Here is an 18815-nt window from a genome sequence, read left to right on the forward strand (position 1 = left end):
CAGTAAACCCTAGACTCACACTTTGCTATTAGACTACAAGACCAGCTTTAGAAAGCGGATCAAGCGTTCTGCTGCTGTTCTTCTTCCTTGCGATTGCGCACGTACATAATCACGCTCGCAACAATAAGAACCATGCCCACAACAGCGAAAATCAGCACGCCGTAAGCACCAGTTGCAGGAAGATTGAACCAGAAGCTCTTGCCGTTGTCGCCGCCCTTAAGTGGGAGGTCCTCAAACGGCTCAGTCGTAGTTTGATCCTTCTTAACAGTCACATCGTGGACTACAGGAGAAATCGCATAACCCTTAGGAGCTTTAACCTCAACAAGATAAACAGGAACATCAGCGCGAGTCTTGTATGCCTTCGCGAAGTTACCTTTAGAATCTGTTGTAGCAGTCTGTACGTCAGTAGCAGGTTGAGCAGCTGCAGCTGCATCACCAATAGTTGACGCAGCCTTGCAAGCTTCAATCTTGTCAAGTTCCTTATTTTCCTTCAGACCTTGAGCGCAAGCAGTTGCCTTTTTCTCATCAGCAAAAATCCTGAACTCAGCATTTTCAAGCGGCTTCTCTTCAGTACCTTCCTTGTAGAACTTATGCACCTGAAGGAAACCGAAGTCAATAGTCGCTTGAGAATGATCATTATCAGGAATGATTGGCGGCAAGTCACCCTCATTCTTCTCATGAGCCTGGAAGAAGCCAGACTTGTTTACAATCTGATCCTTGCTAGTGTCAGCTGCAGTCTGACCATCCGCAGGAGGATTACCACCCTGATAGTCTTTATTAAGCTCAAACTCAAGATCTACTTCAACCTTAATCGTGTCTCCAGCTTTAGAACAATTGTTTATAGCATCAGCGATCTTTTCAAGGCCTTTCTCAGCAAATGTCACAAGAATACGAGTGTGACCAGCAGCAAGATTCTTACCTTCAGCATCATTAGCTGAAGTGATAGGATTTTCTACCTTGTAATAAGTAGTAGTGGCGTCATTAGTCACCTCTTTGCCGTTAATCTTCACAGTCTTCACAGCATCTTTAGTTATCGATGCGAAGGCAGCAGTTGGAGCATCATCGAAGACCTTATAACCCTGAAGATTAGCAGCAGTCAACTTACCATCTTTAGGCTTAGCTTTGTTCACTTCCGCAGTAATTGTAAAAGGCACTTTATCCTTAACGCTAGCGAACTTAGTCTTATCGTAAACCTTCTGAATAGTAGCCGATAGATCCTTGTTCTTCGGCGTCACAACAGGATTATAGTTATACGAAACAGTCGTTTTTGCATCCTTGCCCTCGCTAGTAGTGTACTCCGGCAAAGGAAGTGTCATATAGAAGGATTGCAAATCAGAAACACCATAGCCCTTAGGCGCGTTAGTTTCCTCAACCTTATACAAGCCAAGATCAAGATTATTCTTGCCATCACCAAACTTGGCTATACCATTTTTATCAGTGTTCTTCGGACTAATAGCGTTAGTGGTATCAAGCTTGACTTCTGCATCAGTGCCACTGTCTTTAATAGTGTGATCGTTCAGCTTAGTAACAAGCTTTGCAATCTTCTGCCAAGACTCAAATTTGGTAAGATCTAAATTAACGTCTTTGCCGCTTTCCTTAACAGAAGTGACTTTAGTCAATTTGAAAGTAGCATCTTTAAGTGGCTTAAAACCAGTTTTGCATTGAGGATCTGTTTGTGTCTGAGAAGTAGTAGAGTTATCATCATTTGCCTTCTTCACGCACTTAAGAATGGTTATAGTACCATTCTTTGGAGCGTCAGTCTCCCACGGAGCCTTAGGATCCTTAGGATCCGTATTCGCAGGATGTTGCGGAACAACCGGCTTACCAGCCCATGCAACTCCAGTCATTGTTACAGCGCCGGCGACGCACAGCGTGCCAGCCATAGCAAGCGACGCAATCGCCGCCACGAATTTATTAGTGAACTTTTTCATGTTCACTCCTTTCATTTGCCGTTTTACGGCAACTAGAAAATTAATTTGCATTGATAATGCTCATACGAGTAAAGTTTTAAAATTTTTGGCATTTACCTTGTGTTATCACGCTCCCGAATCCGGAAAGACTGCGCAATAAAACAATACGCAATAAAACAATGCGCGAAACAGGAAGGCTTTATGCGCAAATGCGTACGTAATCGCCTTATGCGAAGCACGGCGAGTAAATGCATATACAACTGCTTCATACGTAATTGCATAAGCCTCGCCACCTTCCCAAAATTAATTTGCGACCTCGCTCACTTTGACTTACCACAAAGCCAGCAGCCAGCAGATTCACCAACAGAGCGGCAAGAATACCCAGCTGCAAATTCCAACTCTGCCCACCCGTGTGCGGCAAAGTAAAATTGCTCACCGAATCAATATTGAGCGTAAAAGCAGCAAAATCCTTATTTTCTTTAAGAGACTTATCATCAGCTAATGCCTTATCAATGTCCGCAGGCGTTTGCTTGCCAGATTGAGCATTGAACGCTTTAGGCTTCAGCGCGTACACAACGCACTGGTAATTGCCAACAGCAGTAGGCTTCAAGGTCACTTCCATAGAAGCTTGAGACGCAACGTTCTTCGCAGTACATTCTTTATCCCCATCATTTGCCTTATTGCATCTAGTTTGCTTCGTATCCTCAGGCACACTCAACCCAAGCTCGGCAAGATTGCTACTCCAAGTCTTGTATTCAAGAGGCTCCTCAGCTTGCGGCGATCCAGCAGTTTGAGACGGTTGCGACGGTTCAGAGGGTTGCTCAGATCGCGAGCCAGAATCCTTCTTCTTGCCCTTCGAGCAGAGCACGCGCAATGTAATCTTATTCGCGCTATCCGCCGCAGAAGTAGCATCAACAAACGGCTTAAGCTCCATACCGAGCATCGCAGAAATCTTGTTATTCTTGCTAGTCAACGCATTAGAGCCCTTAAAAGGATAAACATTAAGCGCAAGCTTATCATCATCTCCAACTTGGATTTTTACAGTCTTATAATCCCAGTCAACACCTTGTTGAATATCCGCCTTATTGTCCCACTTATCTTCAACAATGTTTCCCTCAAACAGAGACTTCTTACCTGCATCATCTTGGACTTTTTTATTAAACTCGTCTGATACTGTAGAACTTTCGAAATGTTTACCTCCACCGCTACTTACTAACTTAGTATCCTTAATAGCAAACACTTTGCACTCAAAAGTCCCAGCCTTTGTAGGCGTGCCACTAATCCAGCTTTGAGATTCCTCAGTATAATCATCATTCTCATATACAGCAGAATCCTCTGCACCAGTAGAAGGTCGATCCTTACCATCCATGTGCTTGAACTGAGTCTGCGTACCTAAACTCAAACCATTAACACTGTCTAACGTATAACTATCGGCACTATCACTAGTTTCTGCACTACCATTAGTACTAGTCTCTTTATGGCAAATCATATGGTGATGAATATAACCAGGCTCTTCTTTGGATTGAGAATCAATAAAAAGCTTATTAGTAATAGCTTTAGACTTCTGTTTTATAATAATTTTGTCATCGCTTACAGGAACTTTATCATTCTCTTTCCCAAAATCGTATAAGCTCAGCGATAAATCATTTTTTGATATATCAGATTCGTCAATTTTTACACTTACATCAATTTTTTTACCTTTTGTATCAGTAGGGTGGTATATGCCAATTTTGAATGTATAACTACCGCGATCCCATTTGCCTGGGCGCAACGTAACAGAACCATCAAAGCCTGTTTTATCTTTACTAGTATCCTTAACTTTAGTGGCACCATTATCTTTTTCAAAATTCGCCCAACTTGGTACAGGATCTTCACCATCTTTTTCTAACGTAAACCACAAGCCGCCTGGTACACCGGTTTGTTTTCTAGTCTTTCTTAATTTGAACTCTGGGGTAATAGTTCTAGTTTCACCACGCTTTATTAAAATAGTCTTACCATCATTATCTACAGTAGGACTACCAATATTGTAGCTAATCTTATAGCATGAACTTAAACTCTTCTTCCCCTTGCACTCTTCCGGAAGCTGAGGCTTTCCATTCACACTTCTGTCAGTGCCGTTATTAGCAGCTTTTGCAGAATCAGCATCTTTCTTTTGGGCATTTTTAGCTTTTTTATTTACAGCAGTCTCAGACTTAGCTTTATCGACAGACACATCTGCATTCTGCTGCTTTTCAACAGGATTCGATTCTTTATTATCTTTATTTAAAGTACTTGAAGTATCAGTATTTTTCTTATTAGGCTCAGTATTAATAGATTCACTCTGCTTAGTCCGCTGCTTATTCTCATCATCATTTTTAGCAGAACCAGACTTAGCACCTTCAACCTTCTCAGTAACAGTAGTATTCTCACCAGCACTCAACGCATAAGTTGGAGCAATCACAAATGTAGCAAGCAACATTGCAATCGCCACGAAAAAAGCAAATAACGAACGACGAATTGAGCGCACTAGTCGAAGGAAACGGCTAAATATATGCGAATTAAACATATACACCTACCTTCTAGTCTGCAAAGCTTACGAATCATGATGTCATCATTACGATGACACTTAAAAAAAAAAACAACAACTCAATTACTCTGCTTAAACACTCAGCACTATACCCCCCCCCCCACGCCTATTTGCAAGCCAAACGAAATATTTGGAAATATTTATTATTTACATTGATAAAAGCACTGTAATTGCAAGAAAATTTAGGATTATTTCCCCATTTTACGGCGTGTTGCAGTAAATAATAAAAACCGGGGCGCGAATTAACACACCCCGGTTTGTAAAAGTTACAAAAACTTAAAGCTTTTCACTCAAGCTTTTGGATCAGTCTTTCATCTCAAACAATCGGCTCCACTTGGTTGAATCCAAGCTCCACAGGAGTTTCACGCCCAAAGATGGAAACCAACACTGTAAGCTTCTGAGTTGTAGGCTCCACATCCGAAACCACAGCTGCCATCGTTGAGAATGGACCGTCAGTCACAGTCACCTGATCGCCAACCTTGTAAGCAACCTCAACCTTACGCTTGCGCGCTGCAGCCGGCTTATCGCCAGCATTCTTCAAAGCTTCGGAAGCAATCATCGGAGCCATCATTGACACAACTTCCTTGCGGCTCAATGGTGCAGGCTCTCTAGAAGGACCAACAAAACCAGTCACACCCTCAGTCTCGCGCACAATGCGACGAGCGTTCTCATCCGGCCACATGCGAATCAACACATATCCTGGCACACGCACACGGGTAATAACCTTCTTACCCTTTTCTGTATGCTTCTCGACTTCTTCCATAGGAACTTCAATCTGGAAAATCTTATCTTCCAAACCAAAGTTCTGCACGCGGGATTCAACGTTAGTTTTCACGCGCTTTTCGTAACCAGAATACGTGTGAAGAACGTACCACTTGCCTTCCAAAGTGCGAAGTTTCTTAGAAAATTCTGCTACAGCGATTGCGCCGGCATCAGTTGGGTCGGCTTCGTTCACATCATCAGCATCAGTAGTTTCGCCAGTATCGCCAGTATCGCCAGTATCGCCAGTTTCGCCAGTTTCGTTAGAAGCATCAGCAACACTGTCAGCTACAACACTGTCAGCAGCAGCGCCATCAGCTACATCAGCTTCAACATCAGCAGATTCCTCATCCACATCAGCTTCAACAGACTCGCTAGAAGCAACAGCTTCATTATTCACAGCTGATTCGTTTGCTTCGTCAGCATCATGAGAAGCAAAAGCCTCATCAGCTTCACTTGCTTCTTCGAGATTGAATTCATCAGTCATCTTGCATACACCTTCAAAATTTCAACTCAGCCAATTTCAACTCAGCCGAACAGCCACATTACGGACTTACCCAAACCGAAGTCCATGCAGGTGACGAAAGCCATCAAAAATACAACAAATATGAAAACTGCAGACGACCAAGCAAACAACTCTTTGCCATGAGGTGCAATAACCTTGCGTGTCTCGTCAATAGTTTGCTTAACGAACATGCCAATACGCACGAACAAGTTATGCTTTACTGCTTTCTTAGTACTGCGTGCCTGCGCCATGCTTGAATCCTTCGTGTAAAAACTTGAACAAAAAACTGGCAGGGACGGCGGGACTCGAACCCACAACCTACGGTTTTGGAGACCGTTGCGCTACCAATTGCGCCACATCCCTAAGGTGAACTTGCTCATCATACCCCAAAAGGAACGAAATAGCAAACCGCCAGATAGACATACTATCTCATGGGCATGATTTCGTTATATCATCACACAAAAGCGAGTGTCGCATTTTGCAATGGTAAGCAAGTTCTTATTTTGCAATAAATACTTGCTTAAGCTTCAACCCACTTCTTCATGCGACGCATGCCCTCAGCAAGCTGGTCGTCAGCAAGAGCGCAAGAGAATCGCAAATATCCAGGAGCACCAAAAGCCTCTCCTGGAACCGCAGCAACATGCGCTTCGTCAAGCAACATTTCAGCAAATCGAGAAGAAGTATGCGGCACTTCGCTATGCTCCCCGAGCGGACGCTCAAGCAGCTCCTCAACGTTAGCAAACGCGTAAAAAGCGCCATGAGGAAGAGGGCAAGTAACGCCGTCAATATTGTTCAACGCTTCCACAATCGCTTTGCGTCGAGCATCAAAAGCCTCGCGCATAGTGGCAACCACGTCAAGCGAACCGCCGACTGCAGCAATTGCTGCACGCTGCGAAATATTAGAAACATTAGAAGTCATATGGCTTTGAAGCTTAATTGCAGCTTTAGCAACATCTTCTGGTGCCACCATCCAGCCAACACGCCAGCCAGGCATGGCGTAAGTTTTCGCAACACCATTCAAAATCAGCAGCTGCTCGCGAATTTCCGGCACCTCAACGCCAATATACGAAGTCGAAATGCCGTCGTAATGCAGGTGCTCGTAAATCTCGTCAGAAATAACCCAAATATGGTGTTTTACAGCCCACTCGCCGATTGCGCGAATAGTTTGCGCGCTCCAAATAGCGCCTGTAGGATTCGAAGGCGAAGTTACGATAATTGCGCGCGTGCGTGAAGTACGAGCTGCCTCAATCGCCTCAATATCTGGTTCAAAACCGCGATCTGCACCTGCCAAAACTGGCACAGGTACACCGCCTGCAAGCTTCACAGCCTCCGGATAACTCGTCCAATACGGAGCTGGAATAATAACTTCGTCGCCATCATTTAAGAGAATTTGGCAAGCCTCATACACAGCTTGCTTTCCGCCGTTTGTAACTACGACTTGTTTTGGGGAAACTTCGTAGCCGGAATCTCGCTGCACTTTGCTCGCAATCGCCTCCCTAAGCTCCGGTAAACCTGCCGTAGCAGTATAACGATAGTTGCGCGGGTCTTTACACGCTTGTGTTGCAGCATCAACAATATAAGAGGGAGTAGGAAAATCTGGCTCGCCTGCGCCAAAGCTTACAACGTCAATGCCGTCAGCTTTCATAGCTTTTGCCTTGCCGTCTACCGCCAAAGTTGCACTCGGAGCGACTCGGTTAATACGCTCGCTTAATACGCGCCAATTTTCTGAGGATGAAGTTTCTGCAATATTCTCTGCCATGATTTACAGTGTAACCTTAAGCCGCGAAACGAGCGAAACAAGCGAAACTGTCGAAAACACAAAACCATTTGGTGAAATCGACAAAACACGAACCACTAGTAATCACACAAGCACGAGATTGTCGCGGTGCACAACCGGATGCGCATACTGACGGCCGAGTGATTCTTCAAGCTCATCGCTCGTACGCCCCATAATCTCCGGAATTTCCTCCGCGTCAAAAGCAACCAAACCCTTAGCCAAATGGTTACCCTGCTCATCGTCAATCCACACAGGATCCGTCGCCGAAAACTCGCCACGCACGCCAACAATACCAGCCGCAAGCAAGCTCGCGCGACCTCCGCGAACCGCCTTCGCAGCACCATTATCAACCACCAAAACTCCGTGCGGATGCGAAGCAAAACCAATCCAAAGTCGCCTTGAAGAATCGCGCGTATGCACCGGCGCAAACACAGTACCAACAGCATCTCCAGCCAGTGCCGGACCGGCATTTCCAGCGCAAGTTAGCACAGTTGGAATTCCCGAAACTGCAGCAACATGCGCAGCTTCCATCTTCGTCACCATACCACCGGTACCTACACCCGAAACACTTGCGCCAACTTTCACTTCTTCAATCGCGCGCGTCACATCTGGCACAAAACTCACACGCTTAGCACCCGGTTCACTAGGCGGCGCAGTATAGAGAGAATCCACATCCGTAAGCAACACAAGAGCTTCCGCTCGCACAATATTTGCTACAAGAGCTGCAAGACGGTCGTTGTCACCAAATCGAATTTCGTTGCTAGAAAGTGCATCATTTTCGTTTACTATTGGGATTACGCCAAGCTCAAGCAAACGTAGCATTGTGCGTTGCGCATTGCGGTAGCGCGACGGCGAAATAGTAACGTCCGCCGTAAGAAGCATTTGCCCGACTCTGAAACCAAATTGCGAAAATGCAGCTTCGTATTGAGCCATAAGCAATCCTTGGCCAACTGAAGCCGTTGCCTGCTGAGTTGGCACATCTTTAGGACGCTCATTAAAGCCGAGCAAACCAAATCCAGCTGCAATTGCGCCAGAAGACACAAGCACAATGCGAGCGCCTTGCATTTGCGCGTGACTTATTGCAGTCACAAGAGCGCGCAACTTTTGCACATCCAGCTGACCGGACGCGCTCGTAAGTGAGCTTGAGCCAACTTTTACAACGATTGTACGCGCCTCACGAATTGAACACCGAACCCCATCTTCGGTAAGCTCAATTTCTGGATTATTCATAAGATTCCCCTTGACCTTGATTTTTCTAGTTTTTCTGCTCTTCTCCACGACCAAACAGGCTATTTTCATCATGACGATCGTCATCCACAGAAGGATCTGCCCAGTGACCCGACTTTCGCTCAGCCATCATCGCGTCTCGAACTGCGCTCTTTGCATCCATCATGCTGTGATAATCTCGTCTACGCTCAGCATTCGTACGCCTTGCTCCGCGAGGATCGTTCGCTTCGATTCGCAAATCCTTACCACGCGCACCCAAGTTAGCGCCGTCCAATCCTTCTGCACCGGCGGCAATACTTGGATCCCAATCGAAACAAACCATATGATTCCCAGTGCCAATACGAATTTCGTCTCCTGGACGCGCTCCCTTCTTGCGCAATTCGTCCTCAACACCAAGCTTTGCTAAGCGATCTGCCAAATAACCAACGGCTTCATCGTTGTCAAAATTCGTTTGTACAACCCAGCGCTCAGGTTTTGCGCCAGTAACAGTGAACCAAAAATCACCATTCCTATCTTCTTCGCGCTTAATTTCAAAGTCTGCGCTATTTCCACGTCCATCATCGCGGCGACGACGCAAAGCTGAAGTCTGCTGCTCAAGCGGCTGGATGACAACACGCTCTTCTTCTCGTGCTGCTTCCTCGGCAGCGAGCTTCTCGCGCATCTTTTCAACCAATCGTCCAAGCGCAAAACCAAGCTCTTTCAAGCCCTCGTGAGACGCGGTAGAAATCTCAAATACAGTCAATCCCATTTTCTCAAATTCACCGCGTACAAAATCAGCCAATTCTTTAGCTTCAGGCACATCGACTTTATTTAGCACAATAATGCGCGGACGCTCTGGAATTGGAATCGCACCCAACGGAAGCTCAAGTTTATCAGCGTATTGCGCAAGCTCATGCTCAAGAGCGTGGTAATCGCTAATTGGATCGCGATTTGGCTCCAGCGTTGCGCAATCAATTACATGCGCAATAATCTCTGTGCGCTCAATATGACGCAAAAACTCAAGACCTAAGCCTTTTCCTTCGGAAGCTCCTGGAATTAAGCCTGGAACGTCTGCAATTGTGTAGCGATAGTTGCCGAAGCTTACAACGCCTAGGTTTGGCACCAAAGTAGTAAACGGGTAATCAGCAATTTTCGGCTTAGCTGCACTAATTGAGGCAACTAAGCTTGATTTTCCTGCAGAAGGGAATCCAACTAAAGCTACGTCTGCGATAGACTTGAGTTCCAAAATTACGTCGCGTTCTTCGCCAGGCTCGCCTAAAAGCGCGAATCCTGGGGCACGACGAGTTTTGTTTGCGAGTGCTGCGTTGCCAAGACCGCCGGCACCCCCCTGCGCCACAACGAATTTGTCTCCAACATGTTGCAAATCCGCCAAAACTTCGCCAGGTCGCTTTTGAGAGCCTGCGGCACCGCGTGCTGTAAAAACAACAGTTCCAACAGGCACAGGAAGTACTAAGTCTGCACCTTTTGAACCGTCTTTAGTGTCACCTAAGCCCATCGTACCGTTTTCTGCAGTGCGGTGGGGCATGAAGCGGTAGTCAAGTAAGCTGTTTGCGTTACGATCAGCTACAAAAATAACGGAACCACCGTCACCGCCATTACCGCCATTTGGGCCTGCTAATGGCTTGTACTTTTCGCGACGAACTCCGGCAGATCCGTTTCCACCATCTCCGCCTTTTACATGCACTGTTACGCGGTCTACAAAATCACTCATACTGCTACCTTACTCGAAGCTAAACACCTAAATTCTCGGGAACATGCGAGAACAAAAAAGCCGCACCGAACTGGGTGCGGCTTAAACGTTTTATCGCCGAGTTATTATCGTCGACTTATTGTTGAAGCGCTTTGGCTTAGCTAAAATTCAGGCGGTAACAACGTCAACAACCTTGCGGTCGCGACGGATACCGAACTTCACATTGCCGTCCACCAAAGCGTACAGCGTGTGATCCTTGCCCAAAGCAACATTCTGACCTGCGTGGAACTTAGTGCCGCGCTGACGAACGATAATGTTGCCAGCCACTACAGCTTCACCGCCAAACTTCTTAACACCAAGATATTGCGCTTGTGAGTCGCGACCGTTGCGCGAGCTAGACGCACCCTTCTTATGTGCCATCTCACTGTCCTTTCAGGTTTATAACACCGTCAATCAGGCGATGGCCGTGATCTTGACGAGAGTCAACTTCTGACGATGACCCTTGCGACGAGCCACACCAGTCTTGTTCTTATACTTCATAATGCTAATCTTTGGACCTTTGGCTTCGTCATTCAAGACTTCTGCCTTCACCGTGATCTTAGCAAGATCCTTGGCGCTTAAGGTCACCTTAGCACCGTCAACAACGAGCGCGACCGGGAATTCCACGGTATCGCCCTTCTTTGCATCGAGACGGTTCACGAGAATGGCGTCGCCAACCTCGACCTTCTCTTGATGGCCACCGGCCTTCACAATCGCGTACATAATTCGTTCCTTAGCTCAATTGAAAGCTTACTTTTGCCTTGCGCACAGCAAAACGCGCGCGGCAAGACACCGACTATCAAAAATACACCTACCCATGTACTAACGTCAAGTCGCTAGATTCATGAGTCAATGCAGACAATATTCAATATTGTACTCAAGGCATATACTTAGTCACTATTCAGAGGCGCAATCATCATTTTCTGTAGTTTCTTGCGTAGTTTCCTGCGTAGCATCTTGCGTAGGTTGCTCCGAAGTATAACCAACAATCTCTTGCGTAGTATCCTCTAAATTATTTTCAATTAATTCTTCAGAAGTTTTATCAGCTTCACTAGTTTCCGCAACTTCACTAGTTTCAGCAGTTTCGCCAGCATCAGCAGTTTCGCCAGTTTCCGCAGTTTCGCCAGCATCCGCAGTTTCGCCAGTTTCCGCAGTTTCGCCAGTTTCATCCGCCTTAGAAGATACAGACTCTTTGTCAGAATTCAAAAAATTGCTATACTGCGTTTCTTCTTCAGATTTATGAGCTGCGTCAGTAATTACAGATGCGGCAGCTATACGCGCTAACTTAGCTCTCACTTCCGCGCTAGAACCCTGCTGCTTAACAGGAGCAGGCTGTTCCGTTGCGCTTCCGTGACCATACTTGTTTGTTTTAACAAAAGGATCTCCGCCCTTAAGCGCGTAAGGATCCGCATATTCCGAAGAAACAGTAGGCTCATCGTGCAAAATAAATCCACGTCCCTTGCACGTTGGACACTCTTCAGAGAACGCTTCAACTAAGCCTTGGCCAACGCGTTTACGCGTCATTTGCACAAGACCAAGAGACGTAACTTCAGCAACCTGATGCTTCGTGCGATCCCTAGCCAAGCATTCCAAAAGCCTACGCAAAACCAAATCGCGGTTCGCTGGCATAACCATATCGACATAATCGATCATAACCATGCCACCAATATCGCGCAAACGAAGCTGGCGCGCAATCTCTTCAGAAGCCTCCAAATTACAACGAGTAACCGTTTCTTCCAAAGACTTACCACGCCCAATAAATCGTCCAGTATTCACATCGATCGTAGTCATTGCTTCCGTACGATCAATCACGATAGAGCCGCCAGCTGGCAAATAAACCTGACGCTCCATGCCCTTACGAAGCTGACTATCAATCTGCCACTTATCGAAAACGTCTTTGCCTTCATGCTCAGCAGGATCCCAATATTCAACCTTGCTGCGCAAATCTGGAGCCATCATCTCAAGATATTCATCAATTCGCTGACGCACTCCCTCGCCTTCCACAATAAGCTTTTGGAAGTCATCGTTGAAAATATCGCGCACAACACGAATTGCCACATCAGGCTCACCCTGTAACAACTTAGGACGCTTTCCATGCAAGTATTCTTCGCGCTTAGCTTCAATGCGCTCCCACTGCTTAACGAGCGAATCTAAATCTTTTTCAATCGACTCCTCGCTTGCACCGTCAGCAGCAGTACGAATAATAACACCCATATCTTTTGGCGCAATCTTCGACACAATAGCGCGCAAACGCGAGCGCTCTCGATCTGAAAGCTTGCGGCTTACACCTGTCATACCGCCAGATGGCACAAGCACTAAGAAACGCCCTGCAAGAGTTACTTGCGAAGTCAATCGAGCACCCTTATGTCCAATTGGATCCTTAGTAACCTGCACAAGCACAGGATCGCCAGACTTAAACGCAAGCTCAATCCTACGAGGCTGACCTTCAAGACGAGCCATATCCCAATTAACTTCGCCTGCATAAAGCACGCCATTTCGAGCCTGACCAATATCCACAAACGCAGCTTCCATGCTTGGAAGCACGTTTTGAATGCGCCCAAGATAAATATTTCCAACAGTAGCAACTTCTTGAATATCAGAAACATAATGTTCTACAAGAATATTGTCTTCAATAACGGAAATTTGCGTATGACGATCGCGCTCACGAACAACCATTAATCGTTCAACATTTTCACGACGAGCAAGGAAATCTTGCTCCATAAGAAGGTTTTGACGGCTACGCTCACGCCTATTATCTCTACGGCGTTGGCGCTTTGCTTCAAGTCGCGTAGAGCCTTCAATATCCGTAATTTCGTCTATATACTGCTGCTTGCGCGAGCGGCGAGAAGTCAAGTCGTCTTCGTTTGCATTAGTGTAGTCGGATGACTCTTCCTGAGAAGGTGCGGAATTCGTGTCATCGGAGGATTTAGAACGGCGGCGGCGACGGCGGCGCGTATAAAGAGTTTCTTCCTCATCTTGCTCACGAAGTTCTTCTGGATCTGGAATTAAATCGCGATCTTCTTGAGAGACTTCATCTAGACTTGTGCGTTTTGTGCGAGAATTCACGTCATCGTCAAGATCATTTGAAATATCGATGTCTAAATCGCGACTTCCGTTGCGGCTTTCATTTCGATCAGTGCGAGAGCTACGACGGCGACGACGGCGACGCGTAATCATTATTTCATCGTCATCGTTGCTATTATTCGCATTATAATCGTCGTTTGTACCTCTGTTATCGCCTTCGTCACTGCTATTACGGCTATCTCTGTTATCTCTGCTATTGCTACCGCCTCTGCTGTCTACTGCACCGTTTTCATTTCGAGCGTCATCATCATTAGAGATGTTATTCGACATATTGCGACGATTAGAACGCCTATTTGAAGCATTTTCCGCAGATAAAATATCGCTAACATCAAGAGTTTCATCGATGCGCGTATCAATGGGAGCATAAACAATATTGTCGTATGCAAGATCCTCTTCAATTTGCTCAACTTCAGCTGCAGCACGTCGCTCAACAGCATTCAATCTGCGAGAACGGCGAGAACGCTGGCTTTTGCGAGTTTTTTCATCGCGATCATCTTGCGAATCCTGAAAATTCTTAGCGTACTCAGAATCTTGAGAATACATAGAATGACTTGTTTCACGCGATGTTTCACGACTATTCCCTCTGCCACTATCACGCTTTATTTCGCTTGAATTCTCGCGTCTTTCAGAACGAGACTTGCGTTCGCTACTATCACGACTATCACGAGAATCACGGCTATTGCGTCCACCGCGCCTTCCGCGAGAAATATCACGTAAATCATCGCGCAAATCATCATTCAAGCCATCACGCGAGTTGTCACGCAAGTCATTACGCGAACTGCTGCTTTCCTCGCTACGATCGTTCACTACCTTAGGAAGAACTGGCTCCTGGAATAGGAGCGAAGTTATTGGGCGCGATTTAACAACATGCGGCTCAGAATTCTTCGCACTAGAATCCTCAACTTTTAGTTCCATTGCTTCTCCAGCCGCACCGGCACCACGAGTAACTCGTCGACCGCGACGGCGACGCGTAACGCCAGAGCTTTGCTGCAAAGTATCACCGGCAGCTATATTACTTTCCGCAAAATCTGTAGATTGCATTATTCCGGACATTTCCGCAGAAGTAGCGGTTTTAGACACAGTTCTACTATTTTCAGCTTCAGATTCATTGAAGCGTTCTCTTATTATTCTGGGCACTATGCTCCTCACGAGACGCTGCATCGCCTCGCATCCCTGGCTTTAAGTTGAGCACGCACGTGCGCGAGCCACCCCAAAGCTCTCTACAAAGTCTAGCTGCGCGACAGCGGACGCCAGCCTCGGAAAACGCTCACGAGGGGATCGACGCCATCGATTGCCTGGCGGCTTGCAGTGCCACCGCTCTCTAGTATGCCATATTGCCGAGTCAAATATATGACTCGTTGAATATTAAAATTTGCATCGCTGTTTTTAAGCCAATTAGCAGTTACTAAAAATTCCAATAATTTCAAACTTATCCATAGCGCACATAAAAGTTGCGTATCTCTCCTATAGTTACAGCATAGGTTCGCACGCATGCAATTTGCGTGCAATTAACGAATTTTGGAGGCAAGAAATGGGCTTAATCAGCGCAATGCAAGGCTTTTGCGTAATTGGCATTGTTATTGCTGCAGGCTACGTTACTGCTCGCATGCGCGTTGGCGGTTCACAGGCTCAAATGGTCCTAAATCGCGTAAGTTTTTTCGTTTCCAGCCCTTGCTTAATGTTTGCAATACTTTCTAAAGAGCCTATTTTTGAGATTTTTCACTCTTCGATTTTTGTTGCATTCTTTTCTGCGATGATTGTTGGAGTTGCGTTCGTTCTGCTTAATCGCTTTTGCTTCCATCTTCCTGCAGCTGACTGCACTATAGGTGCTCTCAATTCTCTTTATTTAAATTCAAACAATATTGGCTTGCCGGTTGCGACTTATATTTTGGGAAATCCTGCGCTTGTTGCTCCGATTTTAGTTATGCAACAGGCTGTATTTACTCCTGTTGGTTTGACTGTTCTCGACATTACAACTACTGGGAAATGTTCGCTTAAGCGCATCGCTCAGCAGCCTTTAAAACAACCACTTTTAATTGGTTCGCTTGGGGGAATTATTATTTCTGCAATTTCCGCAAAAGTTGGCTACTTCCCTGTTCCTAATTTTCTTTACGATCCAATTAAGATGATTGGCGATTCTGCAGTTCCAATGATTTTAATGGCTTTTGGAATGTCGCTTTACGGCAGCAAGCCTTTGCAAAAAGATTCTAATCGCGCTGCTATTGCCACGGTTGCTGTGTTAAAAAATCTTATTATGCCTGCAATTGCGTTTTTGCTAGCTTATTTTGTGATGGGTTTCCGCGGGGCGACTTTGTATGCGTGCGTTGTGTTAGCTGCTCTTCCAACTGGTCAAAACGTTTACAATTATGCTGCGCGCTACAACGTCGGCTTAAGTTTTGCGCGCGACGGCATACTGTTTTCTACTGTCACTAGCCCAATTTGCATAGCCGTAATTGCCGCAATTTTGGGATGATTTCGTGCGCAGTTTATGCCGCCTACGCGCGCAATGCTGCGCTCAGGCAGGTCGGAGCGCACACAAAACACAACCCAGTTTCTAAAACCCAACCACACAAACCTGCCCTGCCTTCGTCAATCGAGACGAAGGCAGACCTCGCATGCGTTGAAAGCACACCGTGCTTTCAACCCTAAGCAAGCTCGGCGCTCCGAGTTGCTTTCGCGCGCGCTGTGCTGCGCTCAAGCATGTCGGAGCGCTAACTCATCAAGGCGCGCACGAAAAGACGGCCAATCCGTGCGCATTGCCGTAAGCAGCTTCAGCTTAGGCACGTCGTCAATTGGCACCCACTTAATTTCCATACTCTCGTCGTCGTGCGCGCAAGGATCCACACTATGCCCCGGCTTTTCAAACGCAAAAACCGTTGTATAACACCAGTTTCCGTGATCCTCGCGGTAAGCTCCAACAACTTCAATATCTCCCGAAGTAATATTTGCTTCCTCGAAAGACTCACGCAATGCGCCCTCAATCGCGCTTTCTCCATCGGAAATTGCGCCACCAGGGATGCCCCAAGTGCCACCCTCAGCGCTCCAAAGCGCGCGATGTTGCATCACAACGTGCGTCACGCGACCAGTTTCGACATCTCGCCTAGCAAGCAGAACTCCAGCAGCACCGTTATGACCCCAATGTCTGCGACCACAATTGCAATGCACCCAGCCATCTCCCGGCTGGTGAACATTTTCTTTAGGTACCGCCGTGGAAGTCGGATCGTTCTTTTCGCCAACTTCTTCCAAGCTTTCCTTATTCCACAAATCCGGCCAAGCATATCCAAGCTCTGAAACCATTTGTCTCAGCAGCGGCAAGCTGATTCCAAGAACACCGTGAGGATCTCCATTAATGCTTTCAATAAAAGCTCCGCCAAAACCTTCTAGTGTAAAGGATCCTGCAACTTCTAGAGGTTCACCAGTTGCTACATACGCGCGAATTTCCGCGTCACTCATTTGCGCAAAAGTTACGCTTGCATGACTTGTTTTGCAAATAGTTTTGCCGGTTTTTGCGTCGATTAAGCAGTGGCCAGTCCACAATTGTCCTGTTTTTCCGCTCATCTGCTTGATTCTCTCAAATGCCACTTCAGGAGTATGCGGCTTTCCGTAGCACTCACCATCGAGTAAGAACATGGAATCGCAGCCAACAATCAGCACACCGCTACAATCATGAGAAGATTTATTTGTATATGCAAAATCGTGAATATCGAAAGTTTTTGTAGGAACAGTAACGCCTGAAAAATCGCGAGTTTGCGCCGTATCTACGTTATGCGTTACGTCTGATTGCGAATCGCTTGCTAAAGCATTACCAGCAGATTTCGCAGTTTCTGCAAGTTCAGAAGATTCAGTTTCAGCTTCCAGCGGATACCCCACAACTAAATCGCCACTAGCCGAAGCAGCCGTATCCGCCACACGTTTCCACGCATGGTACACAGCTTGAGCTTTTGCGCGAGCCAAAATAGTAACTCGCTGCTCAACACTCAACTGCTCAACGCTTGTACCTCGCTCACTAGCGGCATCACGCAAAGCCGCCGGCTCATCCACTTCGCTTACGTGAATTACCGGAATCACGCCAGCCGCCGCCAAAACCGCTCTACGCGAAGGAGACTGCGAGGCTAAAATCAACGAAACTGTCATACCTTACCCTTCCCTTTTACAACTTCACACAACTTATTCGCGAGTTATTGCAACGCCAGTAGAATCAACAGGCACGTGCAAAACGCGCCAGCCCGTACGCGAAAGCCACGGCTCGGCAATTGCGTCGATTTTTTGAGCTGCACTCTTGTTATACTCGGCATCTCCTGCATAAAATACAGCAACGCACGATCCTGCTCCCGAAATCGCTGCCGCAAAACCATGCTCGCGCAACGTCTCCACCAGCTTCCACGAATCTTTCATAAGATTTGCACGATACGTTTGATGAAGAGCATCTTGAGTTGCTGCAAAAAGTAGCGCATTTCGCGAAATATCAGATTTTACTGTGCCTAATTTATTTTCAGAATCGCTATTTAACTCACCAAAAGCAACCGGAAGCATTGCAGCTCGCGACACATTAAATATTGCGTCACCATACGGCACTTTTGCTGGAAGCGCGCGTCTAGCAAGCTCTGTAGAAAGCTCGAAATCAGGAACGAATACCGACACAGAAATATCTTGCGAAACTTTGTATCGCACAGTATGAAAACCGGTAGAAAGCGGAGCTTCGCAATCTCCATCCACGCGCACAGAACCTTTGCCTTCCCCAGCATCAAGCTTCCAACTCATCGTCAAACCGCCAAAAACTGCAGGAGCAACATTGTCTGGATGACCTTCAATTGCGGCCGCAATTTCGAAAATTGCTTCGCGATTAAGATCACCTTCGTGAGCAAAAGCCCAAGCAGCAGCAACTGCAGCAACAATCGCTTCTGCAGAAGAGCCCATACCGCGCGCTTGCGGAATCCGATTATGCGCTTCTAACGTAAATCGCAAGTTTGGCAGACCAAATATTTTGCAAGCTTTGCGAAAAGTCGCTACAACTAGATGCGTTTCATCTTTTGGAAGCGTATCCTCGCCTTCGCCGTGAATAATTACGCGCACGTTTCCAGCAGAATCGAGCGAATCAAGCGAATTTTTAGAACGATTATCATCCAGAGTAAAAACTAAAGAATCCGCATAATCAAGCGCAATACCGGCTGTATCAAACCCAGAACCAAGATTTGCGCTAGTTGCTGGCACGCGCACGGAAACACTGTTACATACTGGCTTCATACGATCACCTGCAG

13 protein-coding genes and 1 tRNA gene are annotated in these 18815 nt (G+C 46.5%); 1 reads left to right on the forward strand and 13 read right to left on the reverse strand.

From position 1 onward, the window contains the following. Positions 1-59 precede the first annotated feature (59 nt). The 11 genes from HXT50_RS03595 to HXT50_RS03645 all read right to left on the reverse strand — a co-directional run bounded on the left by HXT50_RS03595 (position 60) and on the right by HXT50_RS03645 (position 14694). Entirely contained in the window at positions 60-1931 is a 1872-nt protein-coding gene (locus HXT50_RS03595; protein ID WP_421777036.1) for a SpaH/EbpB family LPXTG-anchored major pilin, read from the reverse strand. A gap of 244 nt (positions 1932-2175) precedes the next feature. Continuing rightward, positions 2176-4455 (reverse strand): hypothetical protein, encoded by a 2280-nt coding sequence (locus tag HXT50_RS03600; RefSeq protein ID WP_421777037.1) that lies wholly within the window; start codon positions 4453-4455, stop codon positions 2176-2178. 337 nt (positions 4456-4792) lie between these two features. Next, a complete protein-coding gene (gene nusG / locus HXT50_RS03605) occupies positions 4793-5722 on the reverse strand; it encodes a transcription termination/antitermination protein NusG (RefSeq protein ID WP_421777038.1) in 930 nt (309 codons plus the stop codon). Positions 5723-5763: 41 nt separating this feature from the next. Further along, a complete protein-coding gene (secE, locus tag HXT50_RS03610; protein WP_004106254.1) occupies positions 5764-5991 on the reverse strand; it encodes a preprotein translocase subunit SecE in 228 nt (75 codons plus the stop codon). A 36-nt stretch (positions 5992-6027) separates the two neighbouring features. Beyond that, a tRNA-Trp gene (locus HXT50_RS03615) sits at positions 6028-6103 on the reverse strand. A gap of 157 nt (positions 6104-6260) precedes the next feature. Beyond that, positions 6261-7499 (reverse strand): pyridoxal phosphate-dependent aminotransferase, encoded by a 1239-nt coding sequence (locus tag HXT50_RS03620; protein ID WP_410295764.1) that lies wholly within the window; start codon positions 7497-7499, stop codon positions 6261-6263. Between the two features lie 102 nt (positions 7500-7601). Continuing rightward, positions 7602-8747 carry a glutamate 5-kinase gene (gene proB, locus HXT50_RS03625; protein ID WP_004106251.1) on the reverse strand — a complete coding sequence of 382 codons (1146 nt, stop codon included), beginning with the start codon at positions 8745-8747 and terminating at the stop codon, positions 7602-7604. Between the two features lie 25 nt (positions 8748-8772). After that, positions 8773-10455 (reverse strand): GTPase ObgE, encoded by a 1683-nt coding sequence (gene obgE, locus HXT50_RS03630; protein WP_004118573.1) that lies wholly within the window; start codon positions 10453-10455, stop codon positions 8773-8775. A 147-nt stretch (positions 10456-10602) separates the two neighbouring features. Then, entirely contained in the window at positions 10603-10854 is a 252-nt protein-coding gene (gene rpmA / locus HXT50_RS03635) for a 50S ribosomal protein L27 (RefSeq protein ID WP_004106248.1), read from the reverse strand. A gap of 33 nt (positions 10855-10887) precedes the next feature. Further along, entirely contained in the window at positions 10888-11196 is a 309-nt protein-coding gene (gene rplU / locus HXT50_RS03640; protein ID WP_004111933.1) for a 50S ribosomal protein L21, read from the reverse strand. A 174-nt stretch (positions 11197-11370) separates the two neighbouring features. After that, positions 11371-14694 carry an Rne/Rng family ribonuclease gene (locus HXT50_RS03645; protein WP_421777039.1) on the reverse strand — a complete coding sequence of 1108 codons (3324 nt, stop codon included), beginning with the start codon at positions 14692-14694 and terminating at the stop codon, positions 11371-11373. A gap of 394 nt (positions 14695-15088) precedes the next feature. Between HXT50_RS03645 and HXT50_RS03650 the strand changes: the two genes are divergently transcribed. Continuing rightward, on the forward strand, positions 15089-16030 hold the full coding sequence (locus tag HXT50_RS03650; RefSeq protein WP_004106240.1) for an AEC family transporter: 942 nt from the start codon (positions 15089-15091) through the stop codon (positions 16028-16030). 221 nt (positions 16031-16251) lie between these two features. Here HXT50_RS03650 and HXT50_RS03655 read toward each other — a convergent pair whose 3' ends face one another. Both HXT50_RS03655 and thrB read right to left on the reverse strand, forming a co-directional pair. After that, positions 16252-17691, reverse strand: a complete 1440-nt coding sequence (locus tag HXT50_RS03655; protein ID WP_421777040.1) for a Maf family nucleotide pyrophosphatase — start codon at positions 17689-17691, stop codon at positions 16252-16254. 33 nt (positions 17692-17724) lie between these two features. Next, a complete protein-coding gene (gene thrB / locus HXT50_RS03660) occupies positions 17725-18801 on the reverse strand; it encodes a homoserine kinase (protein WP_421777041.1) in 1077 nt (358 codons plus the stop codon). Positions 18802-18815 lie beyond the last annotated feature (14 nt).

Source organism: Gardnerella sp. KA00243, from assembly GCF_049244105.1.
In the GTDB taxonomy this organism is placed as follows: Bacteria; Actinomycetota; Actinomycetes; order Actinomycetales; family Bifidobacteriaceae; genus Bifidobacterium; species Bifidobacterium leopoldii.